A 20117-nucleotide genomic window follows, 5' to 3' on the forward strand; every position below is an offset into this window, starting at 1 on the left:
CCTTCGTGTGGCAATCTGTGCACCGCCCATTAACCATCGCGGGCGGCACCGAAGGGACACTTCTTGCACTATGGCGAAATCCAGTGACCAGGCGAATTCCAGGTATCTGGAGGTCGAGCGCAAGTTCGAGGTTGTCGAGTCGACCGTGAGTCCGTCGTTCGAGGGACTGTCGTCCGTCGCGCGTGTGGAACGCAAGCCGGTGCAGCAGCTCGAGGCGGTCTACTTCGACACGCCGGCCCACGATCTGGCCGCGCGCCGTGTCACGTTGCGCCGCCGCACCGGGGGCACCGACGCGGGTTGGCATCTCAAGCTCCCTGCGGGACCGGATGCCAGAACCGAGGTGCGTCACCCGCTTGGCGACGACATTAGTGACACGGTGCCGGAGGAACTGCTCGACGTCGTGGCGGCCATCGTGCGGGACCGGCCTGTCGCTCCCGTCGCACGCATCTCGACCAGCCGCACTGTCGATATGCTCTACGGACCAGAGGGCGCCGCGGTGGCGGAATTCTGTGACGACAACGTCGTGGCGCGCGCCGAAGACGACGAAGATTCCGAGCAGCGCTGGCGCGAGTGGGAGTTGGAGCTGGCCGAAGATGGCAACCGCGACCTGCTGGATCGGCTGACACACCGGTTGCTCGACGCAGGGGCGGCGCCTGCAGCCCACGGTTCGAAGCTGGCCCGGGTTCTCAATCGTGAGGATGCCGAAGCAACGGATGCGGTTGCGCCACCTTCCGACCCGGTGCACCGCGCGGTGGCCGAAGAAGTCGAGCAGCTCGTGGAATGGGATCGGGCGGTTCGGGCCGACGTCTACGACTCGGTGCACCAGATGCGTGTGACCACACGCAAAATCCGCAGCCTCTTGCAGGCATCTGAGGGGGCATTCGGCATCACGGACGATGCGTGGATCCTCGACGAGTTGCGGCAATTGGCCGCAGTTTTGGGCGTAGCCCGCGATGCCGAAGTGCTTGCCGAGCGTTACGAAAAGACGCTCGACGAACTACCCGAGGAGCTGGTGCGCGGGCCAGTGCGCGAGCGCCTGGTGGACGGTGCGAAGAAGCACTATAAGTCCGGATGGCGACGATCGCTGATCGCGATGCGTTCGCAGCGCTATTTCCGGCTGCTCGACGCGCTGGAGGCCCTGGTGGCCGCAGAACCGCCGCCGGCGCCACCGGGTGCAGAGCCCGTTGAGTTGACGATCGACTCGGCTTACCGGCGGGTGCGCAAGGCGGCCAAGCGTGCCGCGCATGCGGCGGAGGAGGACCGCGACGAGGCACTGCATCGAATCCGAAAGGGCGCCAAGCGACTTCGGTACACCGCGGCCGCGACCGGCGCCGGCAAGGTGTCCGGGCGCGCGAAGACGATTCAGACGCTGCTCGGTGACCACCAGGACAGCGTCGTCAGTCGCACCCACCTGAGTCACCAGGCTGAGGCCGCGCATGCCGCGGGCGAGGACACCTTCACCTATGGGCTGCTCTATCAACTCGAAGACGATCTGGCGCGCCGGTCTCGGGCACAACTCGACAAGGCGTTGAAGAAGCTGGACCGCTCGGTGCGCAAAAAGCGCTAGGCCGAGCGGGCGGATGAGTTGGCCTGTAAGCCGGATTCTGTCCCTCGCCGTCGCGTTCAACCACGGCGGCAAGGCGGCGACCATCCATCTGGACACACCGTTGCCGGGTGCCTCAAGCGGCCTACCCGCAGACTCGGGCGAGCAGCCCTCGGGCGTCTGCGCTGCCGCACCCCTCCTGCGACATTCTTGGCCTTGCTTCGGGTGGGGTTTGCCTAGCCACTCCGGTCACCCGGAATGCTGGTGCGCTCTTACCGCGCCGTTTCACCCTTACCACCGCGAAGGTGGCGGTCTATTTTCTGTGGCACTTTCCCGCGAGTCACCTCGGATTGCCGTTAGCAATCACCCTGCTCTGTGAAGTCCGGACTTTCCTCGAACCATCCGCCGCACCTGTCCCCCGTGGATTGGCGCATAGTCCGCGGCCGCCCAGCCAACTCATCCGCACCATAATGATCGCATGACGCAGGTTCCGCCTGCCCGGTATCTGCAGCGGGCCAAGGATCTGGTCGACGCGCGCTACGCCGAGCCCATCACCGTGGACGATCTGGCCGCTGCTGCCGGGCTGTCGCGGGCCCACTTCAGCAGGATGTTCACCAGGACCTTCGGCGAGTCGCCGCGCTCGTATTTGCAGTCGCGACGCCTCGAGCGGGCCGCAGCGCTGCTGCGGTACACCGACCGTTCGGTGGCCGACATCTGCGTGATGGTCGGCCTGCAGAGCGTTGGGTCATTCACCACCAGCTTCGCCAGGGTCTACGGCAAGCCGCCCGCCGCGTATCGGGCCAGCATGCCGCCCGCCGCGATCTACGCGCGGGTGCCCAGCTGCATCCTGCGTCGTGACACGCGCCGGCCCGCCGACAGCCGCGTCAAGACAGCACACGGGGAGAAGACGCGCGGCGCCGGCCGACCGTAGCGTCGTGCGCATGATCAAAATCGCGAGCGCCCACTTGTGGGTACACGACCAAGAAGTGGCACTGAAGTACTGGACCGAAAAGGTGGGTATGGAAGTGCGCCAAGACGTTTCATTTCCAGAGGAGATGGGCGAGTTCCGGTGGCTGACCGTCGGTCCCCGCGGACAGGACGATGTGTCGATCGTGCTGATGGCCGTCCCCGGCGAGCCGGTGATGGATGAAGCCACTCGCAAGGAGGTGCTCAACCTCACCGCGAAGGGCTTCGCCGGAACCGTCTTCCTCACCACGGAGGACTGCCAGGCCAGCTATGAGGAAATGAAGGCCCGCGGCGTCGAATTCACCGAAGAGCCACACCAGATGCCGTACGGCGTCGACTGCGGATTCCGTGATCCGTCCGGCAACAGCGTCCGACTGACCCAATTGGCGGAGATCGCGGCCAATACTGGCTAGGTGCGAACCTCGACCGCAGCGGTTGGGTCGGCGGCCTTCTTTGTGGCGGCCCCCGGCACTTTCGCTGGGCTGGGCCCGTGGTTGATCACCCACTGGCAGATCCCGGGGTCCAGCCCACCGTTGCGCGTGGTGCTCGGTGTCATGCTGATCGTGGTCGGCCTCATCCCGCCGATCCACGCGTTCATCCAATTCGCCAAGGCCGGTGGCACACCGATGCCCGTCGCGCCGACCGAGCGACTTGTCGTGACGGGCTTCAACCGATTCGTGCGCAACCCGATGTACGTCGGCCTGCTCACCGCGGTCCTCGGGCAGGCATTATTGTTCGACAGTCTCTGGCTCGTGCTCTACGCCGCGCTCTTTTGGATCGCGACAGCGTCCTTCGTCCACTGGTACGAGGAGCCGACCTTGGTCCGTACCTACGGCGAGCAGTACGAGGAATATCGCCGCAATGTGCCTGCCTGGACGCCACGCCTAACGCCGTGGAATCCGCGTCAGAACGGTGGTGGTTCGTAGTTGGCGGCGAGCCAGGCTTGCCGTTGTCGTTCTTCTTCGGCGATGAGTTCTGTTCTTTCGCGACGTTCGGCGTTGATGCGGTCGCGGCGGTTTTGTTCGCGGGTTTGTTTGCGCCGCGGCATCATCAGCTCGCGATACGGACTGGGTTCCTCGACGGTCGGCAACCCGGGCGCGTCGATGGGTTGGCCCAAGCTCGGGAACAGGGCGGCGCCGTGGGCTTCGGAGACGTAGCTGTGTCCGGTCGGGGCGCTGAGAATGATTGTGCCGTCGGGCAATTGCTGCTCGGTCCAGCCATCGTGAAACGTCTTGATCAAATGATGGATACGGCAATAGTGCTTGAGATCCGACGCGTGGGTGAGCCCTGCGGGATAGGGCACGGTGTGGTCAAGGTCGCACTTATCGACTGGCCGGTCACAGCCGGGCCAGCGACACGTCAGGTCCCGCCATTTCACGAACTCTCGCGTCACCGCGGAGGGTCGATACCCCGGATCCGGGGTCGCCGACGGCACGACAATGGGCTTGAGGTTGGCGCTCGAGGCCAGCTCGCGCACCGACTCGGCGGGCAGGATCCCGAACCCGGGCAGATACCCAGGCGCGTTACTGGCACCCTCGACGGTCCCCTGTTCGGCCAGCACATGAATCACCGCTGCATCGAGTGCGGCGCGTTCGGCGGCGGCGGGGCAATCGTCTAATCCGCATCGGCAGGCCAGGCTGGCTTCCAGGCGTGCTAGCGGACCGGCCGCAGCGGCGCGGCGCTGCTCTTTGGTGCGCGGATCGTTCTCACACACAGTGGCCGCCAACGCATCCAACCGGGCATCCAGCGCTGCCCCATCGGCGGCATCCAGATAGCCCGAGACGCCGGCCGTGCCCGGGCCGGCTGGGTCGATGTGGATGTAGCGGTTGTCTTTTGTCTTGGGAGGCATCCGCACCCCGGCGGGATCGAATTTGGCAACCCACTGATCGACCCGATCCCGCAGTTTTGGCCCGGACAGCTTCATCCACTTTTGGCAGTGGCGCGCGATCGCCTCATCCAACTCAGGCATCACCGCCGCATCGACGTTCTCGGTGCGGTTGATGATCGTTGCGACCAACCGGAAATCGATCACCCCGGAGACGAACACCCGCGCCAGCCGGGGCAGCCGATGCCACAGGTCGCAGGCGAACTGCACCTGACTCACCGCGCGGTCATGGCTGATGTTCTGCACCGCCGAAACCTCGGCGGCCACCGCGTCACAGTCATCAGCACACCACCACTGACACTCGGCCAACGCACCACGACGCCGGACATATAACTCGGCCACGGCGGCCAGGCGTTGTGCGATCGAGGTCGACTCCTCACGAGTCGCCTCACCCATCACCTCGATGAGCTCGCCATCCTCAACGCCTTCGAACATATGTTCGACTATGCCACAAACCTACGACGGGTGCATGCGGCTATCCACACGGGCTATTGACCAGGCCGGACAACGCCCGCGGCAGTGGAGCGCGATGCAGCACACCGAGGCGTAGGGTGGCACGGGTGAGCGCGACGTAGAGCTCCGCCGCGCCGCGCGGGCCGTCCGCCAGGATCCGTTCCGGCTCCACCACCAGGACGGCGTCGAACTCCAATCCCTTGGTCTCCGAGGGCGCCACTGCGCCCGGCACGTCGGGCGGACCGATCACGACGCAGGTGCCTTCGCGGCCGGCTTCGTCGTCGACGAATTCGGCTACGGCAGCGGGTAATTCGGCCTCGGCGACTCGCTTGGCCCATGGCCGCACGCCGGATGCGCGAACTGACTCCGGTGGTTGCACTCCCGGCGCGAACTCGGCGAGCAGCGCTGCGGCCACGGTCATGATCTCCGCGGGGGTGCGGTAGTTCACCGACAACGATCGGTAGACCCAGCGACCCGGCACGTAGGGCTCCAGCACCGCGTCCCACGACCGCGCTCCTGCTTCCGAGCGACGCTGGGCGAGATCGCCGACGATCGTGAACGACCGACTTGGGCATCGTCGCATCAGCACACGCCAGTCCATCTCGGACAGCTCCTGCGCCTCATCGACGACGACATGCCGGTAGGTCCAGTCGCGATCGGACGTGGCGCGCTCGACGAGGTCCCTGTTGTCGCGCTCGACAAACCGCTCGGCGAGGTCTTCGCCGTAGAGCATGTCCGTTGCCAGCAGGTGATCCTCGTCGTCCATCAGGTCCTCGCGACTGACCAGGAGGTCCAGCACACCTGCTGCGTACTCCGCTTCGGCCCTGCGTTCGCGCTCGGCGGCATCGTCGGCGGGCTTATCGCGGCCCAGCAGCTCAACGAGCTCGTCGAGCAGCGGCACATCCGACACCGTCCAGCCCTCGCCGTCGGCGCGCCATAGCGCCTGGTCGGCGCCGGCGGCCTGCAATCGGTCCCTAGACATGTACAGCTCTGCAAGCACTGATTCCGGCGACAGGATCGGCCACAGTTCGTCGAGGGCGGCGGTGAACTCGTCGTTGTTCGCGAGCTCGGCGATCATGTCCGCGCGCATGTTCTCCCAGGCTTCACCGTCCTTTCGGGTCAGCCAGCCGCGACCCACCAGAGCGATCGCCCGCTCGGTGAGCACGTACGTGACGATCTCACTGAACACCGCGCGGGCCTCGTTGTGGGGCAGCCCACTGGCGCGCGCCTCCTCGATGGCCCACTCGGCGATCTCGGCGTTGATCCGCACCGTGACGTCTTTCAGGCCGATCTCGATCGGCTCCTGCGGCAGTCGCTGGTGCTCCGCGACCGCAGCCGCAAGCACTGCGACCATCTCGCGAGAGCCCTTGAGCCGCACAATATCTGGACTGTCCTCGGCGGTGGCGTTCAGCTCGGGCATCAGGTTGCCCGTCGTCATGAACACGACGTTCGTCTCGCCAAGCGAAGGCAGCACACGGCCGATGTAGTTCAGGAACGCCGGATTCGGCCCGACCACCAGCACACCATGGCGTTCGATCCTCTCCCGCTGCGTGTAGAGCAGGTACGCGACGCGATGCAGGGCGACGACCGTCTTTCCGGTACCCGGGCCGCCCTCGATGACCAGCACCCCATTGTGATCGAGCCGGATGATTTCGTCCTGCTCGGCCTGGATCGTCGCCACGATGTCGCGCATGCCGTCACCGCGCGGCGCACTGACGGCCGCGAGCAGGGCCGAATCCCCTCGTCCACCACGCTCATTCCCGCCCGGGCGGCCGAGCACCTCGTCAGTGAATTCGACCACCTGGCGCCCGCGCGTGTGAAATTGGCGGCGCCTGCGCATGTTCTCCGGGTTGGCGGCCGTGGCGACGTAGAACGGCCGGGCCGCGGGTGCCCGCCAATCGAGCAACAGCGGGTCGTAGGCGTTTTCCTCGTCGAACAGGCCGATGCGGCCGATATAGGAGCGTTCGCCGGACACGCTGTCCAGCCGGCCGAAACACAGCCCTGGGTCCGCTACGTTCAGTCGCGCCATTTCTCTGGCGTGTGCGCGTACCTGGACATCCCGATCCACCAGCGTCCCACCGTTCTGGGCGTCGACGGGCGCCCGCAATGCCGCGCGGTACCGATCCTTCACACGCGCGCGCTCAGCGTCGAGTCGCTCATATAGCGCTGCCACATACCTGCGCTCGGCTTCCAATTCGTCTTCGTAGTCCCGGGTTGACACATTCCCCCTGTTGCACTGACTTCTGGCGTAGCCCAGCGATTTTGCGGCATGACCGGGGTCTTGCCGCAAGCCCCCCAGTCCGTTATAAGTTAGAAGTGGCAAGGAGCGATGTTCTCCTTGCCGTTGTTGTCTCGACAATTGTCGTCTTCGACGATCTCACGTTCTGTGCAGCTGCCGCGTCTACCGGGTATGAACACTCGACATGCGGCAATCGAAAGCCCGCTCGGCGAGCTCACCATAGTCGCCGAGGGCGACGCGCTCACGGGTCTGTACTTCCGTAATCACTGGTACCGGCTCGGCGAGGACACGTTCGGGCCGCGGGTTGATGCGGATTCGGACCAGCTGCTCGCGACGGCGCGGAAACAGTTGACCGATTATCTGGCCGGTCGCACACGCGGCTTCAACTTGCCGACCAGGCTGCACGGCGACGAAGCCCAGCAGCGCGTCTGGCAGCTCTTGAGCACCATCCCCTACGGCGAGACCGTGACGTACGGCGAACTGGCCGCGGCGCTCGCCGACGGCACGACGCCTCAAGGGGTCGGGCAGGCCGTCGGACGCAACCCGCTGTGCGTCGTCGTCCCATGCCATCGCGTGGTCGGACGCGACGGCAAACTGACGGGATACGCGGGCGGGCTCAATCGCAAGCAATATCTGCTGGATTTGGAGGAGCCGAGCGAGGTGAAGGCGGCGAGGTTGTTCTGATGACAGCGACGAAATGGCAGAAACGAGTCGACTCCGGCGATTGGGAAGCAATCACCAAAGAGGTCAACGACTTTGGCGGTGCCGTGCTGCCCCAGCTGCTCACCAAGTCCGAAGCGCAGAAGATCCGGGGCCTTTATCCAGACGACCACCTGTTCCGCGCGACCATCGACATGCGTCGCTATCGGTTCGGGGAGGGCGAGTACCGGTATTTCCAACAGCCCTACCCCGAACCCATCGAATCGCTCAAGCAGGCGCTGTACCCCCGGCTGCTGCCCATCGCCAGGGACTGGTGGACGAAGCTGGGCCGGACGGCGCCCTGGCCCGACACACTCGACGAGTGGCTGGACATGTGTCATGACGCGGGCCAGAAGAAGTCGACGGCGATCTTGCTGAAGTACGGCAAGGGCGACTGGAACGCGCTGCATCGAGACCTCTACGGCGACTTGGTGTTTCCGCTCCAGGTCGTGATCAATCTCAGCGAACCGGGCGGGGACCACACCGGCGGTGAGTTCCTGCTCGTCGAGCAGCGTCCGCGCGCACAGTCCCGCGGCACCGCGACGATGCTGCCGTTCGGCCACGGCTTCGCGTTCACCACGCGCGAGCGGCCGGTTGAGTCGACCAGGGGCTGGTCGGCATCCCCTGTGCGGCATGGTGTTTCGGCCGTCCGCTCCGGTGAACGGTTCACCCTCGGACTCGTCTTCCACGACGCGAAGTGAGAATCCGCCGCGGGCTACCGTCCTTGTGCGCGCTGCATGCCGGATGAGTACCGACGCTGGCGGGCTAACGGTGCCGCAGCACGATGACGTTGTCGACCCAGGGCCAGATCTCGCCATCGGGACCCTTGGCCTTGCGCTCAACGGTGTCGACACGCACGCGCTCCCAATCGTCGCCGAGTTCGAGCGCACCTATGACCTCCTCAGCGCTGGGGAATTCGTGGTGATGATGGTCGAGTTTCGACGGCCAGGGCGGCGGTCCCGCGTGGTCGACGATCAGCAGCACCCCGCCCGGACGCACCGCGGTTGCGGCGCGCCTCAGCAGCCGCGGCCGATCGAACGGAATCATCGAATGCAGAAATTGCGCGGAGATCAAGTCGAAAGTGCCGTCCGGAAAACTCTCGGACAGATCGTGCTGGACGAACTCGATCCGGTCGGCCAACCCCTTGGCCTCGGCGGCGGCCGTCGCGCGCTGCAGCGCGGTATCTGAAATATCAACTGCGACAACAGTCCAGCCACGTTCGGCGAGCCAGCAGGCATCGGCGCCCTCACCGCAGCCCAGGTCCAGCGCATGGCCCGCAGCCAGCGGTGAGACCACTTCCGCCAACCTGACGTTGACGCGACCACTCCAGACCCGGTCACTCTCGGCGTAGCGCTGCTCCCACTGCTCCTTGGCATCAGGCGTCGACATGTTCGCTCCAATCTGGGACGGGCAATCCGCATTCGTCGGCCAATAAGCTTTGCACCACTGACATTCCGGCCATCGAGCCCGCCGCGATCGCTGAAGCGACCGAGGGCGGCAGTTGGGTACTCAGGTCGCCTGCCGCGAAAACCCCCGGCGTCGTCGTGCGGCACAGACCATCCACCTTCACCGGCGTCTCGCCGAACGGCGTCGACTCGCCAGGCTCGGCGTCGAGTTGTTCGGCGAGCCGGGATCGCTGATGCAGCGTCGTGGCGGCGAGCAGGCCTCGACGTTCCAACCGGCCGCCGTCGGAGAACTGCACGGCTTCCAGTTCCGCATCGCATGAGATCAGTTCAGCCACCGGCCGCTCGTCGATCTTCACCCCAGCGTCGGCCAGCCGGCCTCGATGATCATCGCTCAGGTCGGCGGGACCGTCGGTCAACAGGACCAGGTCATCCGTCCAGCCGCGCAGTAGCAATGCCGAATGAATCGCCTTCTCGCCCCGCGCGAGCACCGCAAGAGGTTGATCGCGCAATTCCCAGCCGTCGCAGAAGGGGCAATGGAAGACCGACCTTCCCCAGCATTCCATCAACCCCTTCACCTCTGGCGGCCGGTACTCCATGCCGGTGGCAAGCAGCACTCGACGCGTCCGCACGCGCGGGCCGTCGGCCAGCTCCAACGCGAAGAACTCCCCGTCGCGAGTGCCAGACACGACTTCACCGCGTCGCACTTCGACGCTCGGGTAAGCGGCAAGCTCCTTGCGCCCCTGCTCGTACAAGTCGGCAGGCGATCGGCCGTCGTGTCCCAGTAATCCTCCGACTCCGTGGGCCGCGAGGTTGCTCTGGTGGCCCGCGTCGACCAGAAGCGTGCGACGCCGGGCTCGACCCAGCACCAGTCCCGCGCTCAAACCCGCGGCGCCGCCGCCTACGACGACGCATTCCCAAATCGCATCCATGCCCCGAGCTTGCCCAAATTCCCGCGAATCAATCAAACTGTTTTGCCATGGAGGCAAAAACCTCGGAAGACGACTTTGATCTACGGGTCAGGCAGCGCCTGCGGCAACTGCGTAGCCAGCGGGGGCTGACGCTCGAGGACGTCGCCAGCCGCTCCAGTATCGACGTGTCGACACTGAGTCGGCTTGAGTCGGGCAAGCGCCGGCTTGCGCTCGACCACCTCCCCCGACTGGCCGCCGCATTGTCGGTGAGTACCGACGAGCTGCTGCGCTCACCCGAGGCGGAGGATCCCCGGATTCGGGGCGCCTCACACACCCACAACGACATCACCTACTGGCCGCTGACCCGCCATGGCCCGGCGGGCGGTCTGCACGCCTACAAGATCAAGATCAACGCCCGTCGGCGCACCCCGCCCGCTGAACTACCCGTGCACGAAGGGCAGGACTGGATGTATGTGCTGTCCGGCCGGCTGCGGCTGATTCTCGGCGAGAAAGACTTCGTCATCAAATCCGGTGAGGCCGTTGAGTTTTCAACGTGGACACCACACTGGTTCGGGGTCGTCGACGAGCCCGTCGAGGCGATCACGCTGTTCGGGGTGCACGGCGAACGGCTGCATCTGCACAGCTGATGTTCCTATCGTCGGCCGGATGAGCGACGATCTACCAGCCGGTGCGCGGCGGCATCTTTTGCGCATTCGAGAACTGCTCGGCCCGCCGGATCTTCCGCGGTAACCGGCACGACCGCGACGGTGTCTGCGCCGGCATCCAGGTAGGCGTGCAGCCGGGATGCGATCTGGTCCGGTGCGCCGAAGGCGCAAAGCTGTTCCGCTAATTCGAGCGGTATCGCGGAGGCCAGCTCCGCGCGGCGGACGCCACTGCGAGCCCGCTCGACGAGTCCGGCGAAGCCGAGATCGATGAACATTTCGCCATAGCCGGGCGGGGCGAGATAGATCGCCAGTTGGTTGGCCACTTGGCGCAGCGACGCGTCACCGGGCCGCAACGCGACGGGGACCCACACCGTCAGGTATGGGGGTCTACGGTCTGCAGCGATCGCGTAATCGTCGATTCGCCTGCGCATCTCGGCGACCCGTTGCGGTGTTGACAAATTGAGCACCGCCTCGTCGGCGAGCTCGCCGGCCAGCCGCGCCATCGCAGGACCGAAGGTGCCGATTCCGATACGGCTATGCGGCAACGGATTCCGCAGCCGAAAGCCGTGGCTGCGGATATAGCGTCCGTCGTATTCGGCGCGTTCGCCACGCAGGATCGGCCTCAGACACTCGATGGTTTCGCGCATGCGCGCCACACCGTGCTGCCATTCGCGGTCGTGCCAGCCGGTCACGATGGCGGGGCTGGAGGCTCCGAGCGCGACGTCTATTTCACAACCAGTCAGCGAGGCGACCGAGCTTGCTCCCAGCGCGATCGCAACCGGGGTTCGCACGCTGATGGGCAGCGGTCCCACGGTTATTCGCAAGCCGGGCGCGCAAGTTCCGATGGCGGTGGCCAAGGCGAAGGCGTCGAAGCTCGCCATCTCGCCGATCCACAATCCGGTCAGCCCGGCTTGGCTGGCGGCCTGGGCGATCTTCATCGCCTCCTCATCGGGGCGGTCCAACCAAAACGGCAGCACTGCCTCGATAGTGGCTCTCACAACATCTCCGTCTGGGAGGGCTGGCCCAACAAGATGCGACCCGGCAACTCGCGGGAGGCCTCGTTGACTTGGAAATGCGCGGTAGCCGTGAAGGCGTCGCGGAACCGGCGCTGCAGCGGCGCCCCGTCGTAGATGGCGCTGCCGCCGGCAAGGTCGTACATCGTGCGCACCACATCAGCGGAAACCCGCACCCCGTGGGTCGCCGCCAGCCGCAATCGGGTACGCGGCTCAACCGGCACCGGCGAGCTGTCTTGGCTTGCCTGCCAAGTTGTTTCGATCGCCTGGTAATACAGCGCTCGCGCAGACTCCAGATCGGACTCTGCTTTCGCGACAGCCGCCTGGACGACGGGCCGCTCGCCCAACGTGCGACTGGACGAAACACCCTTTTTGGTCCCTGCCAGCTCGATGAAGTCGTCAATCGCGGCGCGCGCGTTGCCCATTGCGGCGGCGGTGATACACGCGGCGAAGAACCCGAACGGCGGAAATCGGTACAGGGGCCGGTCGATCACGGGTCCGTCGAATATCGAAAACACCCGCGTATCAGGGACGAATACCTCGTGCGCCACCGTGTCATGGCTGCCGGTGCCGCGCAGACCGAGGGTGTGCCACGTGTCGAGGATCTCGAGTTGGACGGTGGGCACGGCGACCACGGCAGGCGCTCCGTCGAGCACGCAACCGGCGAACAGCACATCGGCATGGGTGATGCCGCTGCAAAACGCCCACCGCCCCGACACCACTACACCGCCGGGCGCACGGATGGCCTTGCCATGGGGTGCCCACACACCGGCGGCCACACCGCGTCCGTCACCGAACAAATCATCGCGGCTCAAGGCGGGCAGATAAGCGATGAGCAGGCTGCTGGTGATCGCGATCGAAACACACCACCCGGCCGACGTGTCGCCTCGCGCGACCTCTTCGGCACACCGCAGCGCCGTGGCCGGATCCAGCTCGGGGCCCCCGACCTCCACGGGGGCGCCGCCGCGCAGCAGCCCGGAGGCGGTCAGTGCGTCGACGAGTTCGCCGGGGAGTCTGCGCTCGGCGTCGATCTGTGCCGCCATGCCGCGTGCCGTCTGCGCAATCTCGCGGGCGCGCTCCTGGATGTCCGTCATCACCGTCCTCCATATCACCGAAAGCTACACCACTGTAGCTACAGTGGTGTAGCTTATGTCAATGGCCGAAACCGCAGTGCGGCGCAATCGCCCCTACGCCCCGCGGCTCACGCCGGAGCAACGGCGCGAACAGCTGCTGGACGTGGTGCTCGACATCATCGACCACGACGGTGTCGCCGCGGTCAGCATGGACGCGGTCGCGCGCCGCGCCGGTGTCACGCGTCCCGTGGTCTATAACCACTTCACCGACTCGAACGACATGCTGCGCGCTTCACTCAATCGCGAGGAACAGCGAGCGCTTGCTCAGCTCGTCGGCGCCATGCCCTGCCCCGGCAACGACCCCGGCCGCGCGTTTCACCATTTGTTCGACACCTACCTGGGCGCGGTTACCGAGGCGCCGCAACGGTGGCGCTCAATGTTCTTGATCGCGGACAGCTTCACCCCCACACTGCACAAACGCGTCGCCCGTATCCGCACCCGAATCGCAGACGAACTCGAAGCCACACTGCGTGACTCGTCGATCGGCGGACCACACGCTGATCACGAATTGCTCGCCGACCATCTGCTGGCCGTGCTGTGGGAATCCGGTCGCCTGCTGTTGGTGTCGCCGCGGGACTTCACGCACGAGCGGCTGCTGCGTTCGCTCGATGCGCTATTCGCGGCGATCGCGCGTAGCTGATTACAAGTACGCCGTCTGGTTCACCAGCCGCACTGAGGCCACGCCGTCAGGATAGAACTCCGCGATGGACAGTGACGCAAGGTCGAGATGCAACCGGTAGAGAATGCCGGGGCCCGCGTCCAACGCCATCCGCAAAAGCGTCTTGATCGGTGTCACATGGGAGACCACCAACACGTTCTCGCCGTTGTGCTCTTTGATGATTCGTGCCTTCGCCCTGCGGATGCGTTCGGCGACGCTGTCAAAGCTCTCGCCGTCGGGAGGGGCGACGCTGGTGTCTCGCAGCCAGCGCCGGTGCTGCTCAGGGTCACGCTCGGCGGCCTCGCCAAACGTCAGCCCCTCCCAGCCGCCGAAATCCGTTTCGATCAAGTCGTGGTCGACGGTGACATCAAGTCCGAGCGCCTTCGCCGCCGCGGCGGCAGTGTCATAGGCGCGTTGCAGCGGTGACGTGATGACGGCGTCGATGCCGCCCTTCTGCGCGAGGAACTGCGCGGCGGCCTCGGCTTGGCGCCTGCCAATCTCGGTCAGCGCAGGGTTGCCGCGACCGGAATACCGCCGCTGCGTGGACAACTCGGTCTGCCCGTGACGCAGCAACAGGAATCGAGTCGGCGCGCCGCTGGCACCGATCCAACCCGCTGGTGACGTCGGCGCGTGCGCTTCCTTTGGCGCCTCTGCGGGCGCCTCGATTTCGGTGGCGGCGTCCATCGCCTCATTGGCCAGTCGATCGGCATGGCTGTTCTTGGCCCGGGGGATCCAGGTGTAGGTGATGTGCTCGAACCGGGCGGACAGCGCAGTGGCCTGCTGATGCAGTGCAGCGATATCGGGGTGCTTGACCTTCCAGCGGCCCGACATCTGTTCCACCACCAGCTTGGAATCCATTGATACGTCGACCTCGGTGGCGCCGATCTTGGCGGCCTCCTCGAGTCCCGCGATCAGCCCGCGATATTCGGCGACGTTGTTGGTGGCCGACCCGATGGCCTGCTTGCTCTCGGCCAGGACGGCCGTGCGGTCCGCGGTCCACACCACCAACCCGTAGCCCGCAGGACCGGGGTTGCCCCGTGACCCGCCGTCGGCCTCGACGATCACCTTCATGCGCCGGTTCCCTTGACTCGCAGCAGGATCGCCCCGCACTCCGGGCAGCGCAGCACCTCGTCGTCGGCGGCGGCCGAGATGCGGGCCAACTCGCCCTTGTCGATCTCGATCCGGCATGCGCCGCAACGTCGCCCCTGCAGCAGTCCCGCACCGGCCCCGCCGTGGGCACGCTGGCGTTCGTAGAGCCCTACCAGTTCAGGATCCAGGGCCGCCGCGAGTTCGTCTCTGCGAGAAACGAATTGGTGGCGCTGCTGGTTGATCTCGGCACGCTGCTCGTCGCATGCGCTTTGGGCATCGGTCAGTTTGGTCTGCAGCTCGTCGATCTCGGTCAGCGCAGCCGCCTGCTGCCCCTGCAGCTCCTCGCGGCGCTCCATCACATCCAGCAGGGAGTCTTCCAGGCTGGACTGGCGCCTCTCGAGCGTCTCGAGTTCGTGCTGCAGGTCGGTGAGCTGCTTGGCGTCGATGGTGCCCGCCGCAAGCAGGCTGCGGTCCCGGTCCTCGCGCTGCCTGACGGCGTCGATCTCGGACTCGAACTTGGCCACCTGTGCGTCAAGGTCCTCGAGCGCGATCTGCACGACGGCCAACCGGTCGTTGGCCTCCCGGTGCGCCGTCTGAGCTTCTTCGAGCCGCTGCTGTGCAGGCAGGTTCTTGCCGCGGTGTTCGATGCGGCTGAGCTCGGCGTCGACCTGGGCCAGTTCGAGCAGCGAACGTTGTTGAACTACTTCTGCTTTCATGTCCTGTTTCTCTCGACATTCCAGGGATCGGTGCGTATCGCCGACACTCGCACCGGCAGCGCGTCGCCGAAGTGGCCGCGCAGCAGATCGGCTGCCTGCCTACACCACGGAAATTCACTGGCCCAGTGCGCGACGTCGACAAGCGCGACATTCGATGCGCGCGTGTGCTCGTCGGCCGGATGATGGCGTAGATCCGCGGTGACATAGGCCTGCACGCCGGCGTCGGCGACGGCGTTGAGCAGCGAGTCGCCCGCTCCCCCGCATACCGCAACGCGCGACACCGGCGCTTCCGAATCGCCAGCCGCCCGCACGCCCCACGATGTGCCGGGCAGTGCATCGTGGACCCGAGAAACAAACGCGGACAACGGTTCTGGCCTTGGCAACGTGCCGATTCGACCCAAACCGACATCGCCGGGCACAGTGGCCAAGCCGAAGATGTCGAAGGCGGGCTCCTCGTAGGGATGCGCGGTCCGCAACGCGGCCAGCACATGCGCCCGCTGCCGCGACGGCGCGACGACCTCGACCCGATCCTCGGGAACCCGCTCGACGCTGCCGACCGTGCCGATTGTCGGCGACGCTCCCTCGGTCGGCAGGAACTGCCCGGTGCCCGGCACGCTCCAGCTGCAGTGCGAGTAGTCACCGATGTGGCCCGCGCCCGCGGCGAACATCGCCTGACGCACGGCGTCGGCGGCGTCGGCGGGCACGAACACCACCCACTTGTCCACGCCGGCACCTACGGAGATCGGCTCCAACACCTCTTCGACGGTCAGCCCGAGGGTTTCGGCCAGCGCGTCGGACACCCCGGGCGAGGCCGCGTCGGCGTTCGTGTGCGCTGTAAACAATGCCCGGCCGGTGCGGATCATCTGGTGCAAAAGGGCGCCCTTGGCGGTGCTGGCGGCGACGGTGTCGACGCCACGCAGCAGCAGGGGGTGGTGCGCGAGCAGCAGTCCGCGGTCGGGCACCTCGGCGACGACGGCAGCCGTCGCGTCGACCGCGACGGTCACGGTATCGACGGCTTCGCCCGGGTCGCCGCACACCAGGCCGACCGAATCCCAATCCGCTGCCAACCGCGGCTGGTAGGCCGCGTCGAGCACCCCGATGATCTCCGACAGCGGCACGCTCATCGCAGCGACTCGGCAATCGCGTCGACCAGGACCGGCCACTCCATGCGCACCGCCGCACGGAGGTATTCACCGTCGAGCCCGATGAACCTGTCACACCGTCGCACCGCTATGCCCTTGCCGTCCAAGTGCTTTCGCAACAAATCGGCGTCCGGCACGGTGAACAGGACGAAGGGTGCGCAGCCGTCAATGACATCCAGGCCGATGCTAGTCAACCCGGCCACCATCTCGCCGCGCAGCATCGACGTCGGGTCGGTCGGATTGCCGACGACGACGAGATCGGCCTCCTCTGGCACGTCCGCGCCGGCCAGCCGGGCCACGTTGTCGACGCTTCGGCCGTGTCTGGCGGCGACGGCGTGCAGCGCGCGGTCTTCGTCCGCGGCACTCGGATATCGACCGAGGTCAGCCAGCCGCGCGGCCAGCCGGTCAACCAGCCACGACGGCGGCTCGGAGGCGCGCACGTTGACCGCGAAGTCCAGCATGCCGGGCGCTGCGGCCTGGTCGCCGTGGTAGCGCGCGGCGGCACGGGGTTGACTGGCCACAGCACGACACTAGACGTCGGCGACAATGGAGTCGTGACAGAAACCCTGCGCAGTACCGTCGCGGCCCGCCCGCAGTTGGTGCTCTTCGACCTCGACGGCACCCTGACCGACTCCGCGCAGGGCATCGTGTCCAGCTTCCGGCACGCACTCGCCGAGGTCGGGGCCGTCGTGCCGGACGGCGATCTGGCCAGCCGCATCGTCGGTCCACCGATGCATCACACGCTCACCGAACTGGGGCTCGGCGCGCACACGGATGCCGCGATCGCCGCCTATCGGGCGGACTACACCACCCGCGGCTGGGCGATGAACAGCCTGTTCGACGGCATCGCCGAGTTGCTCGGCGATCTGCAGGCGGCCGGTGTTCGGCTCGCGGTAGCGACGTCGAAGGCGGAGCCGACCGCGCGACGCATCCTCGCCCACTTCGGACTCGACGGGCACTTCGAGGTGATTGCGGGCGCCAGCGTCGACGGCACCCGGGCCACCAAATCCGATGTTGTCGCCCATGCGCTTGCCCAGCTGCATCCGCTGCCCGACCGGGTGCTGATGGTCGGCGACCGGGCCCATGACGTCGAGGGCGCCGCCGAGCACGGCATCGACACGGTTGTGGTCGGCTGGGGGTACGGTCGCGCCGACTTTGACGATCCGGACGCCGTCAAGGCTCTCGCGCACGTCTCCACCGTCGAGGATCTGCGCGGGGTGCTGGGTGTCTGAGCCACTGCACGTCACGTTCATCTGCTCGGGAAACATCTGCCGGTCACCGATGGCCGAGAAGATGTTCGCTCACCAGATCAAGGAGCGCGGCCTGTCCGACGCGGTGCGAGTGACGAGCGCGGGCACCGGCGGCTGGCATGCGGGCGATCCCGCCGATCGGCGCGCCGCCCACGTACTGCGTGAGCACGGGTACCCCACCGCGCATCGCGCCGCGCAGATCGACAGCGACCACTTGGCAGCGGATCTTGTTGTGGCCCTTGGTCGCAACCACGAACGGATGCTGCGGGAAATGGGCGTTCCGCCCGACAGGATTCGGATGCTGCGGTCGTTCGACCCACGGTCAGGAGCGCACGCACTTGACGTCGAAGACCCGTACTACGGCACGCACGACGATTTCGAGGACGTGTTCACCGTGATCGAGGCGTCGCTGCCCGGGCTGCACGACTGGGTGGACGAGAAGTTGGCGGGTCGGGGAATCGCAAGCTGATGCAACGGTGGGCGTTTGTGTTGCGGCCGGCGTGGCTGGCCCTGTTTGTCGTGGTGCTCGCATTCGCCTACCTGTGCTTCACCGTGCTGGCGCCGTGGCAACTGGGCAAGAACGCCAAGACATCGCGTGAGAACACCCAGATTTCGAATTCGCTGTCCGCCGACCCGGTACCGCTGAAAACCTTTCTGCCGCAGCAGGATTCGTCGGCGCCCGACGCTCAGTGGCGGCGGGTGACGGCGACGGGACGCTATCTGCCCGATCAGCAGGTACTGGCCCGGCTTCGCGTCATCGACGGAGATCCAGCGTTCGAGGTGCTGACGCCGTTCGCCGTCGACGGTGGCCCGGTTGTCCTGGTCGACCGCGGATACGTGCGACCCGAGCAGGGCTCGAAGGTGCCTGCCATCGCTGGTGCACCGACCGGGACGGTCACGATCACCGCACGGCTGCGCGACTCCGAGCCGGTGGTGGCCGGTAAGGAGCCGTTCCGCGAGGGCGGGGCGCAGCAGGTGTATTCGATCAACACCGGGCAGATCTCGGCGCTCACCCGCACGCCGTTGGCCGGCTCATATGTCCAACTCATCGAGGATCAGCCAGGCGGGCTCGGCGTCATCGCGTTGCCTCGCCTCGATGCCGGCCCGTTCCTGTCCTACGGCATCCAGTGGATCGCGTTCGGCATCATTGCCCCGATCCTGTTGGGCTACTTCATCTACGCCGAGATCCGGGAGCGCCGACGCGAGAAGGCCGCTGCGCCGAAGACGCCCGACGCGCCGCTTACCGTCGAACAGAAGCTCGCCGACCGATACGGCAGGCGGCACTGAGGCCGACGGCGGTCACGGCGGCGGCCTGAACGATGCGCGACAACTGCACAGCCCGCGCGAGATCCGCAACCTCGGGGGCTCGTCCGTCGCCCAGCGTCGGCCTGATCTCCAGTTCGTGCGCATACTGCGTCGGCCCGCCAAGGCGCACACCAAGCGCACCTGCGAAAGCTGCCTCCACCACTCCCGCGTTGGGGCTGGGGTGACGGGCCGCGTCGCGGCGCCAGGCGCGTAACGCTCCGAAAGGTGAACCACCCACGAGTGGCGCGCACACCGCCACCAGGACGCCGGTGACGCGGGCCGCGACGAAACTGGCGGCATCGTCGAATCGCGCTGCCGCCCAACCGAATCGGAGGTAGCGAGGTGACCGGTTGCCGATCATCGCGTCAAGGGTATTGGCGCCGCGATAGACGAGCACCGCCGGCGTCCCTCCGACCGCGGCCCACAACACCGGCGCCACGTGTGCGTCGGAGGTGTTCTCGGCGATGGATTCGAGTGCCGCACGCGCAAGGCCCGCCGAGTCGAGCGCGGCCGGGTCGCGTCCGCATAGTGACGGCAACAGTCGGCGCGCGCCCGCAGTATCACCGGCCGTCAACAGGTCAGCCATCTGGTGGCCGGTGCGGCTTAACGATGTTCCGCCGAGCGCGACGAACGTCGCGGCCGCGGTGGCCGCGGCGGTTGACCCCGGTCCGCGGGTGGCCCGCTCGACGACGATACCGAGCACCGCGAGCGCCCCCAGCAGCGTCCCGACATGCAGCACTCCTGCGCGACGGGAGTCGGCGTAGGTCAACCGTTCCAAAGCCGCTGCGCCGCCGCCGAACAGCGCGACCGGGTGGCCGCGACGCGGATCGGCAAATAGCAGGTCGGCGAGATAGCCGGCCGCGATTGCCGCGACGCGGCCCCGACTCGCTGGCGCAAACACCCCGGGAGCGTCTCACAAGTGGTCTACACGGTTTCATGAGGCTGGGTCCGCCCCGCCGCCCTACCCGGGCCGCCGATTTGCTGAACCCCCGCCGGGTATGGCGTGCTGGATAGCCCGTCGAGAGCGGCAACGTGTACAAGCTTCCG

22 protein-coding genes and 1 other RNA gene are annotated in these 20117 nt (G+C 66.6%); 11 read left to right on the forward strand and 12 right to left on the reverse strand.

Annotated features, from left to right (window positions below; translation table 11 throughout):
* Positions 1–70 precede the first annotated feature (70 nt).
* Positions 71–1567, forward strand: a complete 1497-nt coding sequence (locus MYCSM_RS18980; protein WP_015307781.1) for a CYTH and CHAD domain-containing protein — start codon at positions 71–73, stop codon at positions 1565–1567.
* Positions 1568–1577: 10 nt separating this feature from the next.
* Here the strand turns inward: MYCSM_RS18980 and rnpB are convergent.
* Positions 1578–2002, reverse strand: an RNA gene (gene rnpB / locus MYCSM_RS35450) — RNase P RNA component class A.
* 19 nt (positions 2003–2021) lie between these two features.
* Here rnpB and MYCSM_RS18985 point away from each other — a divergent pair.
* The 3 genes from MYCSM_RS18985 to MYCSM_RS18995 are packed head-to-tail and all read left to right on the forward strand — an operon-like array spanning position 2022 to position 3435.
* Positions 2022–2474, forward strand: coding sequence for a helix-turn-helix domain-containing protein (locus tag MYCSM_RS18985; protein ID WP_015307782.1), 453 nt, complete (start codon positions 2022–2024; stop codon positions 2472–2474).
* A gap of 10 nt (positions 2475–2484) precedes the next feature.
* Complete coding sequence (locus MYCSM_RS18990) at positions 2485–2922, forward strand: VOC family protein (RefSeq protein WP_015307783.1); 438 nt, start codon at positions 2485–2487, stop codon at positions 2920–2922.
* The gene (locus MYCSM_RS18995) at positions 2923–3435 is read left to right on the forward strand and encodes a methyltransferase family protein (RefSeq protein ID WP_041312394.1); all 513 of its coding nucleotides are present in this window, start codon (positions 2923–2925) and stop codon (positions 3433–3435) included.
* Here MYCSM_RS18995 and MYCSM_RS19000 read toward each other — a convergent pair.
* Both MYCSM_RS19000 and helR read right to left on the reverse strand, forming a co-directional pair.
* A complete protein-coding gene (locus MYCSM_RS19000; RefSeq protein WP_015307785.1) occupies positions 3414–4829 on the reverse strand; it encodes an HNH endonuclease signature motif containing protein in 1416 nt (471 codons plus the stop codon). The two genes, MYCSM_RS18995 and MYCSM_RS19000, sit on opposite strands and share 22 nt — an antisense overlap.
* A 40-nt stretch (positions 4830–4869) precedes the next feature.
* Entirely contained in the window at positions 4870–7068 is a 2199-nt protein-coding gene (gene helR / locus MYCSM_RS19005) for an RNA polymerase recycling motor ATPase HelR (protein ID WP_015307786.1), read from the reverse strand.
* Between the two features lie 189 nt (positions 7069–7257).
* Here helR and MYCSM_RS19010 point away from each other — a divergent pair, with 189 nt between their 5' ends.
* Positions 7258–7770, forward strand: a complete 513-nt coding sequence (locus MYCSM_RS19010; RefSeq protein WP_015307787.1) for a methylated-DNA--[protein]-cysteine S-methyltransferase — start codon at positions 7258–7260, stop codon at positions 7768–7770.
* Positions 7770–8486, forward strand: coding sequence for a 2OG-Fe(II) oxygenase (locus MYCSM_RS19015; protein WP_015307788.1), 717 nt, complete (start codon positions 7770–7772; stop codon positions 8484–8486). Before MYCSM_RS19010 ends, MYCSM_RS19015 begins: the two co-directional genes overlap by 1 nt.
* 64 nt (positions 8487–8550) lie before the next feature.
* Here MYCSM_RS19015 and MYCSM_RS36730 read toward each other — a convergent pair whose 3' ends face one another.
* Positions 8551–9174, reverse strand: coding sequence for an SAM-dependent methyltransferase (locus MYCSM_RS36730; protein ID WP_015307789.1), 624 nt, complete (start codon positions 9172–9174; stop codon positions 8551–8553).
* Positions 9161–10120, reverse strand: a complete 960-nt coding sequence (locus tag MYCSM_RS36735; protein ID WP_015307790.1) for an NAD(P)/FAD-dependent oxidoreductase — start codon at positions 10118–10120, stop codon at positions 9161–9163. Before MYCSM_RS36735 ends, MYCSM_RS36730 begins: the two co-directional genes overlap by 14 nt.
* Positions 10121–10167: 47 nt before the next feature.
* On the opposite strand from MYCSM_RS36735, the gene MYCSM_RS19030 reads away from it, so the two are divergent.
* Positions 10168–10746 (forward strand): helix-turn-helix domain-containing protein, encoded by a 579-nt coding sequence (locus MYCSM_RS19030; RefSeq protein ID WP_015307791.1) that lies wholly within the window; start codon positions 10168–10170, stop codon positions 10744–10746.
* Between the two features lie 5 nt (positions 10747–10751).
* On the opposite strand, the gene MYCSM_RS19035 is transcribed toward MYCSM_RS19030, so the two are convergent.
* Positions 10752–11762: an LLM class F420-dependent oxidoreductase gene (locus MYCSM_RS19035; protein WP_015307792.1), complete on the reverse strand. Its 1011-nt coding sequence runs from the start codon at positions 11760–11762 to the stop codon at positions 10752–10754.
* On the reverse strand, positions 11759–12871 hold the full coding sequence (locus tag MYCSM_RS19040; protein ID WP_015307793.1) for an acyl-CoA dehydrogenase family protein: 1113 nt from the start codon (positions 12869–12871) through the stop codon (positions 11759–11761). Before MYCSM_RS19040 ends, MYCSM_RS19035 begins: the two co-directional genes overlap by 4 nt.
* Before the next feature lie 61 nt (positions 12872–12932).
* Here MYCSM_RS19040 and MYCSM_RS19045 point away from each other — a divergent pair, with 61 nt between their 5' ends.
* Positions 12933–13550, forward strand: a complete 618-nt coding sequence (locus MYCSM_RS19045) for a TetR/AcrR family transcriptional regulator (protein WP_015307794.1) — start codon at positions 12933–12935, stop codon at positions 13548–13550.
* Here MYCSM_RS19045 and MYCSM_RS19050 read toward each other — a convergent pair whose 3' ends face one another.
* The 4 genes from MYCSM_RS19050 to MYCSM_RS19065 are packed head-to-tail and all read right to left on the reverse strand — an operon-like array spanning position 13551 to position 16976.
* Positions 13551–14639, reverse strand: coding sequence for a bifunctional RNase H/acid phosphatase (locus MYCSM_RS19050; RefSeq protein ID WP_015307795.1), 1089 nt, complete (start codon positions 14637–14639; stop codon positions 13551–13553). It abuts the gene before it with no gap.
* Complete coding sequence (locus MYCSM_RS19055) at positions 14636–15373, reverse strand: zinc ribbon domain-containing protein (RefSeq protein ID WP_015307796.1); 738 nt, start codon at positions 15371–15373, stop codon at positions 14636–14638. The genes MYCSM_RS19050 and MYCSM_RS19055 overlap by 4 nt, the downstream gene beginning before the upstream one ends.
* The gene (locus tag MYCSM_RS19060; protein WP_015307797.1) at positions 15370–16497 is read right to left on the reverse strand and encodes a Nif3-like dinuclear metal center hexameric protein; all 1128 of its coding nucleotides are present in this window, start codon (positions 16495–16497) and stop codon (positions 15370–15372) included. The genes MYCSM_RS19055 and MYCSM_RS19060 overlap by 4 nt, the downstream gene beginning before the upstream one ends.
* A complete protein-coding gene (locus MYCSM_RS19065) occupies positions 16494–16976 on the reverse strand; it encodes a hypothetical protein (RefSeq protein WP_198345101.1) in 483 nt (160 codons plus the stop codon). Before MYCSM_RS19065 ends, MYCSM_RS19060 begins: the two co-directional genes overlap by 4 nt.
* 93 nt (positions 16977–17069) lie before the next feature.
* Between MYCSM_RS19065 and MYCSM_RS19070 the strand changes: the two genes are divergently transcribed.
* The 3 genes from MYCSM_RS19070 to MYCSM_RS19080 are packed head-to-tail and all read left to right on the forward strand — an operon-like array spanning position 17070 to position 19052.
* The gene (locus MYCSM_RS19070) at positions 17070–17747 is read left to right on the forward strand and encodes an HAD-IA family hydrolase (protein WP_015307798.1); all 678 of its coding nucleotides are present in this window, start codon (positions 17070–17072) and stop codon (positions 17745–17747) included.
* Positions 17740–18234: a low molecular weight protein-tyrosine-phosphatase gene (locus MYCSM_RS19075; protein ID WP_015307799.1), complete on the forward strand. Its 495-nt coding sequence runs from the start codon at positions 17740–17742 to the stop codon at positions 18232–18234. The genes MYCSM_RS19070 and MYCSM_RS19075 overlap by 8 nt, the downstream gene beginning before the upstream one ends.
* Positions 18234–19052, forward strand: coding sequence for an SURF1 family cytochrome oxidase biogenesis protein (locus MYCSM_RS19080; RefSeq protein ID WP_015307800.1), 819 nt, complete (start codon positions 18234–18236; stop codon positions 19050–19052). Before MYCSM_RS19075 ends, MYCSM_RS19080 begins: the two co-directional genes overlap by 1 nt.
* On the opposite strand, the gene MYCSM_RS19085 is transcribed toward MYCSM_RS19080, so the two are convergent.
* Positions 19006–19971 carry a cobalamin biosynthesis protein gene (locus tag MYCSM_RS19085; RefSeq protein ID WP_015307801.1) on the reverse strand — a complete coding sequence of 322 codons (966 nt, stop codon included), beginning with the start codon at positions 19969–19971 and terminating at the stop codon, positions 19006–19008. The two genes, MYCSM_RS19080 and MYCSM_RS19085, sit on opposite strands and share 47 nt — an antisense overlap.
* Between the last annotated feature and the right edge of the window lie 146 nt (positions 19972–20117).

It is taken from the genome of Mycobacterium sp. JS623, from assembly GCF_000328565.1.
Taxonomy (GTDB): domain Bacteria; phylum Actinomycetota; class Actinomycetes; order Mycobacteriales; family Mycobacteriaceae; genus Mycobacterium.